Source organism: Serratia sp. TSA_198.1, assembly GCF_052686505.1.
Genome location: NZ_JBQZFP010000005.1, coordinates 19,085 through 34,168 on the forward strand (window position 1 = coordinate 19,085; position 15,084 = coordinate 34,168).

The following is a 15,084-nucleotide window of genomic DNA, read 5'->3' on the forward strand; positions in this document are numbered from 1 at the left end:
GGCATGTCCATATCAGAACTTGAAGCCACGATGCAGGGCCACAATACCGCCTGTAAGATTGAAATAGGTCACGTTGTCAAAACCGGCGGCTCCCATCATACCTTTCAGCGTTTCCTGATCGGGATGCATACGGATCGACTCGGCCAGATAACGGTAGCTTTCCGGATCCTTCACCACCAGCTCGCCAATTTTCGGCAGCACGTGGAACGAATAGGCATCATAGGCTTTGCTCAGCGGCGCCAGCAGCGGTTTGGAGAACTCCAGCACCAACAGGCGGCCGCCTGGCTTCAGCACGCGGAACATCGAACGCAGCGCTTTGTCTTTGTCGGTGACGTTGCGCAGGCCGAAGGAAATGGTGATGCAATCAAAATAGTTATCCGGGAACGGCAGCGCTTCGGCATTAGCCTGCACATAGCTGATGTTGCCGATAATGCCGCGATCGCGCAGCTTCTCGCGGCCCATCTTCAGCATGGAGTCGTTAATGTCCGCCAGCACTACCTGCCCTTGCTCACCGACCATGCGGGAGAACTTGGCGGCCAGATCGCCGGTGCCGCCGGCCAGATCCAGTACGCGCTGCCCACGGCGCACGCCGCTGCAGTCAATGGTAAACTGCTTCCAGATACGGTGGATGCCAAACGACATCAGGTCGTTCATCACGTCATACTTTGCCGCTACCGAATGAAAAACGTCTGCCACCATGGCCTGTTTTTCGTCTCTAGCTACGGTGCGAAAACCGAAATCTGTGGTTTCCTGCGATTGATCTGCCATTGTCCTGCCTGCTATTCAGTCAATTTTGTGTGGTCGAGTGTACCAGAACCCCACGGAATACCCCACCTCAAGGCGGCTGTCATGCCTGCGAAGCGGAGCGTGGTTCTTCGGCGGAATCATCGTCTTCCGCCTGCGGCAACGCGCTGACGTCATCGTCATCCGCTGCCTCATCTTCATCATAATGCTGCGCGCCGGCTTGCTGTGCCAGCAACGGATTGATCGGTCGTTTCACCTCAACCCCCAGCGCGCGGAACCCTTCGGTTTGGCCGATAAGATTACCACGGCCTTCGCTCAGTTTGTTCATCGCCAGGCGATAACTCCCCTGGGCCTTGTCCAGGCTCTGCCCCAGCGCCGACATGTCGTCGACAAACAGCCGCATCTTGTCATACAGCCGTGCCGCCCGGTCGGCAATGCGCTGAGCATTCTGGCTCTGGTGCTCATAGCGCCACAGGTTGGTGATGGTGCGAAGCGCCACCAACAGCGTGGTCGGGCTGACCAGCATAATATTGTGTTTAAGCGCTTCGCTTATCAATTCCGGCTCCCGGTCGATGGCCAGCAGGAAAGCCGGCTCCACCGGAATAAACATCAACACATAGTCCAGTGAACGCAGGCCGGGCAACTGTTGATAATCTTTGCGCCCCAGCAAGCGGATATGGCCGCGCAACGAGGCGATATGCTCGCTAAGCGCCGCCTCGCGTTCCGCGTCGTCTTCACTGTTGAAATAACGTTCGTAGGCGACCAGCGACATTTTCGCATCGATCACGACATCCTTGCCCTGCGGCAGACGCACAATAACGTCAGGCTGCATACGGCTCTGATGATCCAGCCGCACATTAACCTGAGTTTCATACTCGTGCCCCTCGCGCAAACCCGAGGCCTCCAGCACCCGACTCAGCACCACCTCGCCCCAATTGCCCTGGGTTTTATTGTCACCTTTCAGCGCCTTGGTCAGGTTAATCGCCTCACGTGCCATCTGCGCGTTGAGTTGCTGAAGGTTACGTATTTCATGGGTCAGGGTATGGCGTTCGCGGGCTTCCTGGCCAAAGCTGTCCTGCACCTGACGGCGGAAACCGTCCAGTTGTTCGCGCAACGGCAGCAGCAGGCGATCCAGGCTTTGCTGGTTCTGTTCGTTCACCTTGCGCCCGCTGTGTTCGAAGATGCGGTTGGCCAGGTTTTCAAACTGGGTGGTGAGCCGTTGTTCGCTGTTGATCAGCAAACGCTGCTTCTCTTCCGCCGCCATGCGGGTCTCTTCCAGACGGATGGTCACTTCCCGCAGTTCGGCTTCCTGAGCGCTGTTGACCTCACGCTGGGCGCGCAGCTCCTGATTAAGCAGTTCGCATTCGGTGCGCCAGTGATTGAGTTGTTGCAGCTTTTCGTGCCCGGCCGCCAATTGGCTGTGCAAATTGCGCAGTTCCAAATCGGTTTGCCGCATTTGCTGTTCATTGCGTTGCAGAACGTCCTGCCGGGCCGCCGTTTCCTGCTGTGCCTGCTGCAACGACTGTTCCAGCAGCCGCAGCTCGGTTTCATGCTGCGCATGGGCCTGCTGCATGCGCAGGCTGGCGATCAACCACCCCAACAGTATGCCGACCACTACCCCGCCCACACCGTAAACCAAACTGGTATCCACCCTGCCTCCTGTTACGCCTTGCCGTTTATGCGCCCGTTGCCCGTCACGTTAAGGGGATGCTGTATGGATGTCCAGTCTGATTTTGCACCGGCAACGCAATATTGCGAAACGCCGCGCAAGTCAGGCAAAAACTAGCCAAACCACTGGGTTAACCACTTGATGCCAAAGGCTCCCGGCGCAAGAATGCCGAACGCCCAGATCATCGCTGAAGTGATATTCGCCAGTTGGAAGTAACGTTGGGGCATGCCGCAGATACCGCCGACCAGCGGCACCACCGCGCGCAGCGGCCCGAAGAAGCGGCCGATAAAAATGCCCAGCACGCCCCAGCGTTCAAAAAACGCATGGCCGCGGTCCAGCAACTGCGGATTACGCGATAACGGCCACATGTGCGCCACACGGTCTTGATAGTGGTAACCGATCCAGTAAGAAAGCCAGTCGCCAAAAAATGCCCCTATGGCGGCGGCGGCCCAGATAGGCCAAAAAGCGATACCGCTCTCGCCAATCAACGCGCCCAACGCCAGCAGGATAACCGTGGCCGGCAACAGCAGGGACAAGAACGCCAGCGATTCGCCGAATGCCAGGAAGAAAATAATGGGGATGGCCCAGCCTTCGTGCTGACGCACGGCATCGCTGACCCAGTTGATAATGTCGTTGAGGCTCAATACGGGCTCCTGATACGAGGTTTCCTGTGCCAAGGATACGCAATGCCGGCCGGGGCAGGTTAAACTCCGGCTAAACGCGTAGCGGTTTACTCGAGGTTAACGCCAGTTGCACTTCGCGCTGACGTCGACCCAGGCCGGATTGCGCTTCCAACCAGCGGCCGGTAAACCGTATTGATCGCGGACGTTAATGCCGCCATCAGGCAGAGTTTGTGAAGGAAGAAGCAGAATCTGGGCTGCCATAGACGTCCTCGCCGTTATTGTCTAAAAAATCGCCGCCTGGGCAGCAAAGCCGAAATCAACAGGTAAAAAGGGGGCGCTGATAGCTAGATACACCCTGGCTTTCACGTTGCTGCCAACCGCAGTTTGAAAGACGACGGGTATCACCGTAACAGATTAGGGCTGAATGGAAAAACGGACCGCGTTGGCGGCCCGTTGAAGGGAGGAAGGCGATTACAGCAGGCGGCGCGCCGCTTCAACCACGATCTGCACCGCTTTGCTTTCGGTGTTTTTCATGGTTTCTGCGTTTGGAATTTCCTGCTGGGTGCGGTTGACGATCACGCCGGCAACCATACCGGCACGCAGGCCCTGGCTTGCGCACATGGTCAGCAGAGTGGCGGATTCCATTTCATAGTTCATCACGCCCATCGCCTGCCATTCTGCCATCGAGCCCTTAAAGCGGCTGACGACGCGGCCGGAATAGGTATCGTAACGTTCCTGGCCCGGATAGAAGGTATCAGAAGACGCGGTCACGCCAATATGCGTGGTGGCGCCGCTGGCCTTGGCGGCCTCGACCAGTGCGGTGGTGCAGGCAAAGTCGGCCACGGCCGGGAATTCCATCGGCGCAAAGTGCAGGCTGGCGCCGTCAAGGCGAACCGCCGCGGTAGTGACCAGCACGTCGCCGACGTTGATGTTCGACTGAATAGCCCCGGTGGTGCCGATACGCAGGAAGGTACGGATCCCCAGTTGCGCCAATTCTTCAACGGCGATCGAGGTAGACGGGCCGCCGATGCCGGTGGAGCAGACGATCACCGCCTTGCCGTCCAGCTCTGCGCGCCAGGTAGTAAATTCACGATGGGAAGCCAGGTGCACCGGGTTTTCCATCAGCTTGGCAATTTTCTCTACGCGCTGCGGATCGCCCGGAACGATGGCAAGCTGGGCCCCTTGTAAATCGTTTTTAGTGAGGCCGAGATGAAAAACATCAGATTGAGACATACGAGACTCCTCATAGATCATGTTTATTGGGAGGAACAAAAAAGTACTCTACTGAAAATCGCCATCCAATTTCGTGATGGCCATCACCATGAATAAAGAAACAAAGATCAATCTACATAATTTTTGTGACATAAGTCACATTAAATAACCCAAAGGCGCTGTAAACGCCGCACTTGCCACAAGTCTAGCCGACAAAACAGCCCGCCGTTTACCGCCTTTCCTCTTGGTGACAGGCCCCCTTTCCCACCACGAGGCCACTTATGTCGCCACCGAAAAATAGCCTTATTTTATCGGCGACTTAGCAACAAAAAATGGGGCTAACGTACCTTATGGCGCTAATGCAGGCCAAAATGCGCAATATCCTGATAAAAAGATAACAAAAATGCACTAAAGCCAGATAATTAATCGTTTTTTACAGACTTGACCGAAAATGCTCAACCGGGTGCCAATAACGGGTAATCTTTCCTATAGTTATTCTCAGCGCTTTTTTCTATTGCACGGAGACCGCAATGAAAACCGACCATGTGATGACATTAAAACAGGCTCAGGGGGGATTCGCCCCGGCCGTAACGCCGTTGGCCGCTTCTACTGTATTTACCGACGAACAGGGCATTCATGCCGGGGAAACCACCATTCCCTCGCAGGGTGACAACCTGCCGGCCTATATTGCCAAACCAGCGAACCACAACGGCCCCTTCCCCGTGGTGCTGGTGGTACAAGAGATTTTTGGCGTTCACGAGCATATTCAGGATCTGTGCCGCCGCCTGGCGAAACAGGGCTACCTGGCGATAGCGCCAGAGTTGTACTTCCGACAGGGCGATGCCAAAGATTACCAGGAGATTGGCGACATCTTGCAAAAGCTGGTGAGCAAGGTGCCGGACCGTCAGGTGCTGGCCGATCTCGACCACGCAGCCCATTGGGCCAGCCGCCACGGCGGCGACGCCGGCAAGCTGGCGATTACCGGTTTTTGCTGGGGCGGCCGTATTACCTGGCTGTATGCCGCGCATAACCCGCAACTGAAGGCAGCGGTAGCCTGGTACGGCAAGTTAGTGGGCGAAAAAACGCTGAACTCGCCAAAACACCCGGTCGATGTGGCTACGCAGCTGTCTGCGCCGGTGCTGGGATTATACGGCGGCCAGGACAGCGGAATTCCACTGGAAACGGTGGAGACCATGCGCCAGGCGATTCGCGCAGCTAACGCCGATGCCGAGATCGTGGTCTACCCCGAAGCGGGTCATGCTTTCAATGCCGATTATCGCCCAAGTTACGATGCCGAAGCGGCGACGGACGGCTGGCAACGCATGCTGGCATGGTTCGCTCAACACGGCGTGGTCGGCGTCAAATAACCTCTCCCCTCACGGCTTGCCTTCACCGGCGGCCGCCTGCAATGTAAAAAAGGGCGCCGAAGCGCCCAAAATAATCACACCAGAACCTTATTGATTGCACGCCGGCATCAATGGCCGGGCAACGCACTCCGGTCAGGCTTGCTGCTCGCGCAGGCGCTGAGCCGCCAACACCATGTTGGCCAGCGACTGACGGGTTTCCGGCCAGCCACGGGTTTTCAGACCGCAATCCGGGTTAACCCACAGGCGTTCCGCCGGGATGTTCTGCGCCGCTTTACGCAGCAGCGCTTCGATCCATTCCACGCTTGGCACGTTTGGCGAGTGGATGTCGTACACGCCAGGGCCAATTTCGTTTGGATACTCGAACTCTTTGAAGGCTTCCAGCAGATCCATATCGGAACGCGAGGTTTCGATGGTGATCACGTCGGCATCCAGCGCCGCGATGGAATCCATGATGTCGTTGAATTCGCAGTAACACATGTGAGTGTGGATCTGCGTATCGTCCTGCGCCACGGCGGCATTCAGTTTGAAGGCATCCACTGCCCAGTCCAGATAAGCGGCCCAGTCGGATTGACGCAGCGGCAACCCTTCACGCAATGCCGGTTCGTCAATCTGGATGATGCCGATACCGGCTTTTTCCAGATCTTCCACTTCGTCGCGCAGCGCCAGGGCGATCTGCCTGGCGATCACTTCACGGGTTACGTCCTCGCGCGGGAACGACCAGCAAAGGATGGTCACCGGCCCGGTCAACATGCCTTTTACCGGCTTGTCGGTCAGCGATTGTGCATACTTCGCCCACTCCACGGTAATGGCTTCAGGACGGCTGATGTCGCCAATAATGACCGGCGGTTTTACGCAGCGGGAACCGTAGCTCTGTACCCAGCCATTTTGGGTGAAGACGAAGCCGTCGAGGTTCTCGCCGAAGTATTCCACCATGTCATTACGCTCGGCTTCGCCGTGCACCAGCACGTCCAGACCCAGACGTTCTTGTTCAACGATCGCCTGTTTGATGTGCTCGCTAATGCTGGTTCGGTAATTGTTGCCATCCAGACGCCCCTGTTTGAAATCCAGGCGCAGGCCGCGGATTTCGGTGGTCTGCGGGAATGAGCCGATAGTGGTGGTCGGCCAGGCCGGCAGGTTGAAGCGATCGCGCTGCGCCTGAGCGCGCTGAACGTAAGGGCTCTGGCGCTCGCTGTCTTGTGCGGTAATGGCGGCCAGGCGTTGGCCTACCTGCGCATTATGTACGCGGCTGGACTGACGACGAGCGCGGATTGGCGCGCTGTATGCGTCCAGTTCTGCCTGCTTTTCTGCCCCTGGCGCGTTCAGCGCTGCGCTTAGCAAAGCCACTTCGGCACATTTTTGCAGAGCGAAGGCGAACCAGCTCTTCACTTCTTCATCCAGGCGGGTTTCCACGCTCAGATCGATGGGGCTGTGCAGCAAGGAACAAGAGGTGCCAATCCACAGTGGACGGCTGTTAACCAGCGGTTGCAGGCGGTCGAACCAACTGCTCAGGTCGGCACGCCAGACGTTACGGCCATTGATGACGCCCAGCGACAGCAGCCACTCTTTTGGCAATGCCTCGTGCAATACGGCGATATCGTCGTGACCGGCCACCAGATCGACATGCAGACCCTGTACCGGCAATGCGCGGATAGTATCGAGGTTGTGACCAACGCTGTCGAAATAGGTGGTCAACAGCAGTTTTACCTGGCCCTGCAACGCGTCGTAAGCCGGTTTGAAAGCGTCGAGCCATGCCTGCGGCAGCTCCAGCACCAGTGCAGGTTCGTCGATCTGCACCCACTCTACGCCGCGCTTCGCCAGTTCGGCCAGAACCTGCCGGTAAACCGGCAGAATGTCCTTCAGCAACGACAGTCGATCAAACTGCTCGCCCTTCACTTTGCCCAACCACAGGTAAGTGACCGGCCCCAGCAGCACAGGCTTGATGTTGTGGCCCAGCGCCAGCGCTTCGTCAACTTCATCCAGCAATTGAGTCCAACCCAGTTTGAACTGCTGGCCCTTCTGGAATTCAGGCACCATGTAGTGGTAGTTGGTGTTAAACCACTTGGTCATTTCTGCCGCCGCCGCCGGTTCACCGGTCGGTGCGCGGCCACGGCCCAGACGGAACAGCTGGTCCAAATCGATTGAGCCATCCGCATTTTGATGACGTGCCGGCACGTTACCCAGCAGCAAGCTGGTGGTCAAAACATGGTCGTACCAGGCGAAATCGCCGACCGGCACCAAATCCACCCCGGCCTGCTGTTGCTGTTGCCAATGGCGAGCGCGCAGCTCGCGGCCAACCGCCAGCAGTTCTTCCTGCGTTGAATTGCCTGCCCAGTAACTTTCCTGAGCTTTTTTCAGTTCACGTCGCAGCCCAACGCGTGGAAAACCCAGTGTGTGATTTAGAATTGCCATCGTCATATTCCCCATTTAGCCGTCCAGATGTTTACACATCCATAATCCGCAGGTACTGTATTAACCACAAGCGCAATTTATTCACTGTCACTGTGAAGGACTCTCATGATCGAACTGAAACACTTACGGACGCTGCAGGCTCTGCGCAACACCGGCTCTCTGGCGGCCGCCGCGGCCCAACTCCATCAGACGCAATCGGCCCTGTCGCATCAGTTCAGCGATCTGGAGCAGCGTCTGGGCTTCAAACTGTTCGTTCGAAAAAGCCAACCGCTGCGCTTTACCGTGCAGGGAGAAATCCTGTTACAGCTGGCAGAACAAGTACTGCCGCAAATCCAGCAGGCGTTGCAGGCGTGCCACGAACCGCATCAGGCCACGCTGCGCATCGCCATCGAATGCCACAGTTGCATTCAGTGGCTGACGCCCGCGTTGGACAACTTCCGCCAGAGCTTCCCGCAGGTGGTGATGGACTTTAAGTCCGGCGTCACTTTTGATCCGCAACCGGCACTGCAGCAGGGGGAATTGGATCTGGTGCTGACCTCAGACATTTTGCCGCGCAGCGGCCTGCACTATTCGCCGATGTTTGATTTCGAGGTGCGTCTGGTGCTGGCGCCGGATCACCCGCTGGCCGGCAAACTGCAGATTGAGCCGGAAGATTTGAGCGATGAGACGCTGATGATTTATCCGGTGCAACGCCAACGGCTGGATATATGGCGGAATTTCCTGCAACCGGCCGGCGTCAGCCCGGCGCTGAAAAACGTCGATAACACCTTGCTGCTGATCCAGATGGTGTCGGCACGGATGGGGATTGCGGCGCTGCCGCATTGGGTAGTCGAAAGTTTCGAACGCCAGGGGCTGGTGGTGACAAAAACCCTGGGCGATGGCCTGTGGAGCCGCCTGTATGCCGCGGTACGCGACGGCGAGCAGCGCCAGGCGGTGACCGAAGCCTTTATCCGCTCAGCGCGTCAACACGCCTGCAATCACCTGCCATTCGTACGCGACGCTGCGCGCCCGGGCACCCTCGCCGCCAGCATCAAGCCGCTGTCTTCACAAGCCTGATTTTGCGGGCTGCCTGCGCTTGGGTAGCCCGTGGTCTCAATTAGTCGGCTTTGGCGCCACCCAGCGGCGGTGCACCCACAGCGAAGCGACAATCACCGCCCCGCCGATAATAAAACTCGGCCAGTGCGGTTGCTGCTGCCAGATAGCCAAATTCACCAGCAACCCGGCGGGCACGTGCATGTTATTCATGATGCCGAGCGTCCCGGCATCCACCTGCGTTGCACCGTAGTTCCACATGAAATAGCCCAGCCCGGAAGCCACCACGCCCAGCCACACCAGAATGCCCCATTGCAGGTTAGTGGTCGGCAACTGTTGCGGGTTACCCCACAGGCACCAGGCGACCACCGCGACCACCAAGGCTCCGAGGTAGAACCAGGAAAACGCCGTATGTTGCGGCAGCGGGTGCACTTCCATCAGGCGCTTGTAACCGACCATGCCGATGGCGAAGCTGATATTCGCCGCCTGCACCAGCAACAGCCCCCACCAGAAATGCTCGCTCAATTGATGGTAACGGATGATCGCCGCACCCAGTACCGCCAGCAACGCGCTGAACACGTAGGCCCAACGCAGGCGTTGACCGCTGATCAGGTCGTAAATCAGCGTGACGTACAGCGGCGTAAGCACGGTAAACAGCAGGAATTCCGGTACCGTCAGGTACATGTAGGCACGGAAGCTGAACAGGTACATGATGCCCAGTTGGCAGGCACCCACCAGCATGTACATCAGGATCACTTTCGGTTTGATATTGCGCCAGCGCAGGAAAGGCAGGAAGACCAACGCCGCCAGCCCGATACGCATCAGCACCGAGAACCAGCTGTCGACCTGGCCCGCCAGATATTCGCCAATCAGGCTGAAAGAGAACGCCCATAAGACGGTAGTAATCACCAGAAGCAGCACGTCGGGTTCACCCTAAACAATCAGAAAAGGCGATTGTAACGGAAGGCGAAATGCCGCGTGATGAAAAGGCGGTTTACAGCTGTGCAAAATATAAACTTTTCGGCAATTTTTCACCGGTGGGTTAGGCTTAATTAAAAGCGAGGATAAATATCATGAAGAGTTATCACATTCTGTACGGCCTGCTGTTGCTGTCCGGGCTGGCAACCGCGGCCAATGGCGTAACCGAGCTCAGTTCGCAACAGCAGTTTCTTAACCAGCGCAATCAGCAGATGCAGCAACAACGCATGCTGAATAACCAGCAGTTGGATCAGCGCAGCCGGCAACAACAGCGACAATTCGACGACAATCAGCAAAAATTGCTGCGAAATGCGCCAAACGGCGGGCAATTGCTGCCAAACGGCAACCAACCGCGCAATCCGTTTAACCGCACGTCGCCGACGGTGCCGCAAACGCAGATGCCGGTTACACCCGCACGCCCATAATGGTGAGGATCAGCGGCGTAGTGACCGCCGCCAGCGCGGTGGACATCACCAGACTGGTGGCGGCCGGGCCGGTAAGCACGTTGAACTGGCGTGACATCAGGTAAACATTGACCCCGACCGCCATTGAACCCAGCAGCACCACCACACGGGTTTCCATTGGCGGCAGGTCCATCATCCAGGCCAGCAGCCAGATGATCAGCGGCTGGACGATCAGCTTGAAGAAACAAATGGCGCTGCTCAGCTGCCACCCCTCGCTGATACGGTATTCCGCCAACCCCATTCCCAGCACCACCAGCGACAGCGGCGCCGCCACTTGGCCAAGCATACTGACCGGCTGATCGACAAACGTCGGCAACGGCAACCCGGTCAGGCTGAACAGTGTGCCGGAGAGAATGCCGATGATCAGGGGATTGGTGAGCACACTGCGCGCGGTTTTGATAAAGCCGTGCAGGGTGGGCGAGCCGTTGCGCGCCCATTCGATCGAGATGGTTACCAGCGTCCAGAGGATCAGCCCGTTGAATACCAGCACCAGGGCAACCGAAGGGATCGCCGCCTCACCCAGCATCACGCTGGCGATCGGCAGGCCCAGCATCACGTTATTGGAGAAAATCCCCCCCAGCGCGAACACCGAACCGGATACCCCATCCAGTTTAAACACCCGGCGCGCGGTGATGCGGCCCATCACGAACACGATCAGGCAACTGCCGAAAAAAGCGATCAGCAAGCGGGCATCCACCGCCGGGCGTTGCGAGAAATCGCACATCATGCGAAATAACATGGCGGGCAGCGCCAGGGAGAAGACGAAACGGGTCAAACCGTCGGTGATGGTGGCCGGCCACTTACCCCAGCGGATAAGGCCATACCCCAGCACGATCAGCACAAATAGCGGCAAAGACAGCGCTATCTGGTGCCACAGAGAAACAATAAAAACAGACATCACATCCCTTCCGTTAGCGCGGCGGCAAGGGGCTGACGTCGCAAGAATCAACAGGCGCCGGCGAATTCACGGGCGCAGCAGACTGCGCCCGTAGCAACGGAGATTATTCGTTGGGAAAATCCGGGCCGATCAAATCTATCCGGTCGGTACAAATACAGTCAACGCCCCAGTTCAACAACAGGCGCGCACGCGCCGGCTGGTTAACGGTATACACCAGAATGCGCAGGCCGGCCGCCTTCAGCGCCGCGACCCGCTCAGCGGTCAGCTCTTTGTGGTTGATATGCAACGACACGCAGCCCAACCGCTCTGTCAGCGCCTGCCAGTTGTCATCCCATTCATCCAGCAACAGGCCGCGCGGCAGGTCCGGCACCGTACGCTGTGCCGCCTCAAGCGCTTCAACCGAGAACGAAGAAAGCAGCGGTTCGGTCTGGCCTTGCCACAACAGCCGTGCTGCCAGCGCCACCACGCGGCCGGTTTCATCGTCAGTGCCGGTGGTGGGTTTGATTTCGATATTCGCCATCATGCCGTGCTGCCGGCAGCGCTCTGCGACCTCCAACAACAACGGCAGACGCTCGCCCTTGTAGGCGGAGTTGTACCAGTTGCCGGCATCCAGCTGCACCAGTTTGTCCCAGGGCAATTCACCCGCCACGCCCCAACCGTCGCTGGTGCGATCGAGAGTATCGTCATGCAACAAAAAGATCTGTCCGTCCTGCGCCAACTTGACGTCGAACTCAATCATTTTGTGGCCGTGTCGCGCGCCAACGTCGATCGCCGCCAGGGTATTTTCCGGTGCCAGGGAACCGCCGCCGCGGTGGGCGACGATATGAGGATAAGGCCAGGCTGTGGTCATTGTTCCATCCGTAATCCGCTGTTTGAATCAAAAAAGTGCAGCGCCTGTGCAGGCAGTTGCAAATATAGCGTGCTGCCCGCCGTCGGCATAGTTTCATGCGACAACCGCGCAATTACGCCGTGGCCGCCCCATTGCCCGTGCGCCAGATTATCTGCGCCCAGCAATTCCAGCGTTTGCAGCTCCAGCGGCACGCCGCCTTGTTCAAGGCTGGTCAGCTGAATATGCTCCGGACGGATGCCGAGCGTCAACGAGCGACCGCCCCACTGTGTTTTGGCCTGAGGTAAATTCAGCGTCATCCCGCCGGCCAGCAACAGTTGGCTGCCGTCGGCGCTCAACGTGCCGGGCAGCAGGTTCATCGCCGGAGAGCCGATAAAGCTGGCGACAAACAGCGACGCCGGGCGCTGGTAAACCTCGCTCGGGGTGCCAATCTGTTCCGCTACGCCCTTGTTCATCACAATCACCCGCTGCGCCAACGTCATCGCTTCAACCTGATCGTGCGTGACGTACAGGCTGGTGGTTTTCAGCCGGCGATGCAGCTGCTGCAATTCCAGGCGCATCTGCACGCGCAGCTTGGCATCCAGGTTGGACAAAGGTTCATCGAACAGGAATACCGCCGGTTCACGCACGATGGCGCGCCCCATCGCCACCCGCTGGCGTTGCCCGCCGGAAAGCTCGCGCGGTTTGCGCTGCAACAGCGGCTCCAGCTCCAGAATGCGCGCGGCTTCTTCCACCCGCTGCTGGATATGCTGTTTGCCGAAACCGCGAATTTTCAGGCCATAGGCCATGTTGTCGTACACGCTCATATGCGGATACAGTGCGTAGTTCTGAAACACCATCGCGATGCCGCGATCTTTCGGTTCCATATCCGTCACGCGCTGGCTGTCGATATAGATATCGCCGCTGGTGGTGCGTTCCAGCCCGGCCACCATGCGCAGCAGCGTCGATTTTCCGCAGCCTGAAGGGCCGACCATCACGATAAACTCGCCGTCCGCCACGTCGAGATCGATTTGCTTAATCACCGGCGTTTTACCGTCGTAGGATTTGGTGACTGCCTGTAGTTTTAAACCTGCCATGTGGACATTTCTCTCGTTACTTCTCGCTGTCGACGAGACCGCGCACAAACCAGCGCTGCATCAGAAGAACCACCGTCAGCGGTGGAATTAAGGTCAGAATCATCGCCGCCATTACCTGATTCCACTGGGTCGGCGCGCCGGAGGTGGAGATCATGCTCTTGATGCCCGCCACCGCGGTCCCCATCGAGGCGTCGCTGGTGATCAGGATCGGCCACAGGTACTGGTTCCAGCCGTAGATAAAGGTGATGACAAACAGCGCCGCCAGATTGGTTTTCGACAGCGGCAGCACGATGTCCCAGAAAAAGCGCATCGGCCCGGCACCATCGATGCGCGCGGCCTCCAGCAACTCATCCGGCAGCGTCATGAAGAACTGGCGCAGCAGGAAGGTCGCGGTCGCCGAGGCCATCAGCGGCAACGTCAGACCGGTGTAGCTGTCCAGCAGGTTCAGGGTGGAGATCACCTCCACCGTCGGGAAAATACGCACTTCTACCGGCAGCATCAGGGTGAGGAAAATCAGCCAGAAAAACAGGCTGCGCAACGGGAAACGGAAATACACGATGGCGTAAGCCGACAACACCGACACCACAATTTTGCCGAAGGTAATCGCCAGCGCCATGATCACGCTGTTCAGCAGCAGCAGCGAGAACGGCACCTTGAGGTTGCCCACGCCGCCCTGCCAGATATTGCGGATGTTTTCCCACAGATGGCCGCCCGGTATCAGGGTCATCGGCACCTGAAACACCTGCTTATCGTCCAGCGTAGCGGCGACAAAGGCCACGTACAGCGGGAACAGCACCACCAGCACGCCGATAATCAGCATTACGTGGCTGAAGATATCCAGCCCGCGTCGGTTCTCAATCATTGGTAGCGCACCTTACGTTCGACAAAGCGGAACTGGATCACCGTCAGGCCAATCACCAACAGCATCAGGATCACCGACTGCGCCGCTGAGCTGGACAGATCCAGACCGGCAAAGCCTTCGCGGTAGATCTTGTAGATCAGCGTGGTGGTGGACTGTACCGGGCCACCGCCGGTGGCGGCATCAATCACCGGGAAAGTATCGAAGAAGGCGTACACCAGATTAACCACCAGCAGGAAGAAGCTCACCGGGGTGATCAACGGCAACACCAGGTTGAAGAAACGCCGCACCGGGCCGGCGCCGTCGATAGCCGCCGCTTCCACCAGCGAACGCGGGATCGATTGCAGCGCCGCCAGGAAAAACAGGAAGTTATAGCTGATTTGCTGCCACACCGAAGCCAGCACCACCAGGAACATCGCCTGCCCGCTGTTCTGCGCGTGGTTCCAGTTGTAGCCCAGTCCGCCAAGGAAATGGGTGATCAGCCCCAGGCCGGGGTTAAACAAGAAGATCCACAATACCGCCGCCACAGCGGGGGCCACGGCGTAGGGCAAGATCATCAGCGTCTGGTAAATCCGGCTGCCGCGCAGCACGTAATCCACCAACGCGGCGAAGAACAGCGACACCACCAGCCCGATACCCGCCACCAGGAAGCTGAAAACCAGCGTGGTGTAAAAAGAATCGAGGTAGTACGGATCCTGGAACAGTTGGCTAAAGTTATCCAACCCGACGAACTGGCTGGACAGGCCAAAGGGATCGAGGCTCTGGACCGAATACCACAGCGCCTCGCCGGCGGGCCACAGGAAAAATATTGCGGTTATCAGCAACTGCGGCAGCACCAGCGCATAGGGCAGCCAGCTACAGCCGAAACCGGGACGATGTGAGCTCATAATAGGGACTCATGAAGAC

General features: G+C 58.1%; 15 protein-coding genes. 3 read left to right on the forward strand and 12 right to left on the reverse strand.

Annotation, left to right across the window (positions count from 1 at the left end; translation table 11 throughout):
• Positions 1 to 12: 12 nt before the first annotated feature.
• The 5 genes from ubiE to udp form a co-directional block, all read right to left on the reverse strand.
• Positions 13 to 768 carry a bifunctional demethylmenaquinone methyltransferase/2-methoxy-6-polyprenyl-1,4-benzoquinol methylase UbiE gene (ubiE, locus tag ACUTSW_RS18805; RefSeq protein WP_445585073.1) on the reverse strand — a complete coding sequence of 252 codons (756 nt, stop codon included), beginning with the start codon at positions 766 to 768 and terminating at the stop codon, positions 13 to 15.
• A 79-nt stretch (positions 769 to 847) separates the two neighbouring features.
• Positions 848 to 2,395, reverse strand: coding sequence for a DNA recombination protein RmuC (gene rmuC / locus ACUTSW_RS18810; protein ID WP_445585074.1), 1,548 nt, complete (start codon positions 2,393 to 2,395; stop codon positions 848 to 850).
• A 131-nt stretch (positions 2,396 to 2,526) separates the two neighbouring features.
• Positions 2,527 to 3,057: a DedA family protein gene (locus tag ACUTSW_RS18815; RefSeq protein ID WP_037432064.1), complete on the reverse strand. Its 531-nt coding sequence runs from the start codon at positions 3,055 to 3,057 to the stop codon at positions 2,527 to 2,529.
• A gap of 96 nt (positions 3,058 to 3,153) precedes the next feature.
• Positions 3,154 to 3,297: a hypothetical protein gene (locus ACUTSW_RS18820; RefSeq protein ID WP_445585075.1), complete on the reverse strand. Its 144-nt coding sequence runs from the start codon at positions 3,295 to 3,297 to the stop codon at positions 3,154 to 3,156.
• Positions 3,298 to 3,507: 210 nt separating this feature from the next.
• A complete protein-coding gene (udp, locus tag ACUTSW_RS18825) occupies positions 3,508 to 4,269 on the reverse strand; it encodes a uridine phosphorylase (protein ID WP_004951021.1) in 762 nt (253 codons plus the stop codon).
• A gap of 509 nt (positions 4,270 to 4,778) precedes the next feature.
• Between udp and ACUTSW_RS18830 the strand changes: the two genes are divergently transcribed.
• On the forward strand, positions 4,779 to 5,615 hold the full coding sequence (locus ACUTSW_RS18830) for a dienelactone hydrolase family protein (protein ID WP_004951018.1): 837 nt from the start codon (positions 4,779 to 4,781) through the stop codon (positions 5,613 to 5,615).
• 132 nt (positions 5,616 to 5,747) lie between these two features.
• Here the strand turns inward: ACUTSW_RS18830 and metE are convergent, their stop codons facing one another.
• On the reverse strand, positions 5,748 to 8,024 hold the full coding sequence (metE, locus tag ACUTSW_RS18835; protein WP_445585076.1) for a 5-methyltetrahydropteroyltriglutamate--homocysteine S-methyltransferase: 2,277 nt from the start codon (positions 8,022 to 8,024) through the stop codon (positions 5,748 to 5,750).
• Between the two features lie 105 nt (positions 8,025 to 8,129).
• Between metE and metR the strand changes: the two genes are divergently transcribed.
• Positions 8,130 to 9,080: an HTH-type transcriptional regulator MetR gene (gene metR, locus ACUTSW_RS18840; RefSeq protein ID WP_004951014.1), complete on the forward strand. Its 951-nt coding sequence runs from the start codon at positions 8,130 to 8,132 to the stop codon at positions 9,078 to 9,080.
• 36 nt (positions 9,081 to 9,116) lie between these two features.
• On the opposite strand, the gene ACUTSW_RS18845 is transcribed toward metR, so the two are convergent.
• Entirely contained in the window at positions 9,117 to 9,977 is an 861-nt protein-coding gene (locus ACUTSW_RS18845; protein ID WP_004951012.1) for a carboxylate/amino acid/amine transporter, read from the reverse strand.
• Positions 9,978 to 10,129: 152 nt separating this feature from the next.
• Between ACUTSW_RS18845 and ACUTSW_RS18850 the strand changes: the two genes are divergently transcribed.
• Positions 10,130 to 10,459 (forward strand): hypothetical protein, encoded by a 330-nt coding sequence (locus ACUTSW_RS18850; protein ID WP_062869238.1) that lies wholly within the window; start codon positions 10,130 to 10,132, stop codon positions 10,457 to 10,459.
• On the opposite strand, the gene ACUTSW_RS18855 is transcribed toward ACUTSW_RS18850, so the two are convergent.
• The 5 genes from ACUTSW_RS18855 to ugpA all read right to left on the reverse strand — a co-directional run bounded on the left by ACUTSW_RS18855 (position 10,440) and on the right by ugpA (position 15,065).
• Complete coding sequence (locus tag ACUTSW_RS18855; RefSeq protein ID WP_445585077.1) at positions 10,440 to 11,396, reverse strand: AEC family transporter; 957 nt, start codon at positions 11,394 to 11,396, stop codon at positions 10,440 to 10,442. The genes ACUTSW_RS18850 and ACUTSW_RS18855 overlap by 20 nt on opposite strands.
• Positions 11,397 to 11,499: 103 nt before the next feature.
• On the reverse strand, positions 11,500 to 12,246 hold the full coding sequence (gene ugpQ, locus ACUTSW_RS18860; protein WP_004951006.1) for a glycerophosphodiester phosphodiesterase: 747 nt from the start codon (positions 12,244 to 12,246) through the stop codon (positions 11,500 to 11,502).
• Positions 12,243 to 13,319, reverse strand: coding sequence for a sn-glycerol-3-phosphate import ATP-binding protein UgpC (locus tag ACUTSW_RS18865; protein ID WP_445585078.1), 1,077 nt, complete (start codon positions 13,317 to 13,319; stop codon positions 12,243 to 12,245). Before ACUTSW_RS18865 ends, ugpQ begins: the two co-directional genes overlap by 4 nt.
• A gap of 16 nt (positions 13,320 to 13,335) precedes the next feature.
• Positions 13,336 to 14,181, reverse strand: coding sequence for a sn-glycerol-3-phosphate ABC transporter permease UgpE (gene ugpE, locus ACUTSW_RS18870; RefSeq protein ID WP_006323078.1), 846 nt, complete (start codon positions 14,179 to 14,181; stop codon positions 13,336 to 13,338).
• Positions 14,178 to 15,065: a sn-glycerol-3-phosphate ABC transporter permease UgpA gene (gene ugpA / locus ACUTSW_RS18875; protein ID WP_004950999.1), complete on the reverse strand. Its 888-nt coding sequence runs from the start codon at positions 15,063 to 15,065 to the stop codon at positions 14,178 to 14,180. Before ugpA ends, ugpE begins: the two co-directional genes overlap by 4 nt.
• Between the last annotated feature and the right edge of the window lie 19 nt (positions 15,066 to 15,084).

What these genes read in the sequence shown, in the direction of transcription:
- ubiE (WP_445585073.1), bottom strand. Translation starts at nt 768, where the DNA reads ATGGCAGATCAATCGCAGGAAACCACAGATTTCGGTTTTCGCACCGTA.
- ACUTSW_RS18820 (WP_445585075.1), bottom strand. Translation starts at nt 3,297, where the DNA reads ATGGCAGCCCAGATTCTGCTTCTTCCTTCACAAACTCTGCCTGATGGC.
- udp (WP_004951021.1), bottom strand. Translation starts at nt 4,269, where the DNA reads ATGTCTCAATCTGATGTTTTTCATCTCGGCCTCACTAAAAACGATTTA.
- ACUTSW_RS18830 (WP_004951018.1), top strand. Translation starts at nt 4,779, where the DNA reads ATGAAAACCGACCATGTGATGACATTAAAACAGGCTCAGGGGGGATTC.
- metE (WP_445585076.1), bottom strand. Translation starts at nt 8,024, where the DNA reads ATGGCAATTCTAAATCACACACTGGGTTTTCCACGCGTTGGGCTGCGA.
- metR (WP_004951014.1), top strand. Translation starts at nt 8,130, where the DNA reads ATGATCGAACTGAAACACTTACGGACGCTGCAGGCTCTGCGCAACACC.
- ACUTSW_RS18850 (WP_062869238.1), top strand. Translation starts at nt 10,130, where the DNA reads ATGAAGAGTTATCACATTCTGTACGGCCTGCTGTTGCTGTCCGGGCTG.
- ACUTSW_RS18855 (WP_445585077.1), bottom strand. Translation starts at nt 11,396, where the DNA reads ATGTCTGTTTTTATTGTTTCTCTGTGGCACCAGATAGCGCTGTCTTTG.
- ugpQ (WP_004951006.1), bottom strand. Translation starts at nt 12,246, where the DNA reads ATGACCACAGCCTGGCCTTATCCTCATATCGTCGCCCACCGCGGCGGC.
- ACUTSW_RS18865 (WP_445585078.1), bottom strand. Translation starts at nt 13,319, where the DNA reads ATGGCAGGTTTAAAACTACAGGCAGTCACCAAATCCTACGACGGTAAA.
- ugpE (WP_006323078.1), bottom strand. Translation starts at nt 14,181, where the DNA reads ATGATTGAGAACCGACGCGGGCTGGATATCTTCAGCCACGTAATGCTG.
- ugpA (WP_004950999.1), bottom strand. Translation starts at nt 15,065, where the DNA reads ATGAGCTCACATCGTCCCGGTTTCGGCTGTAGCTGGCTGCCCTATGCG.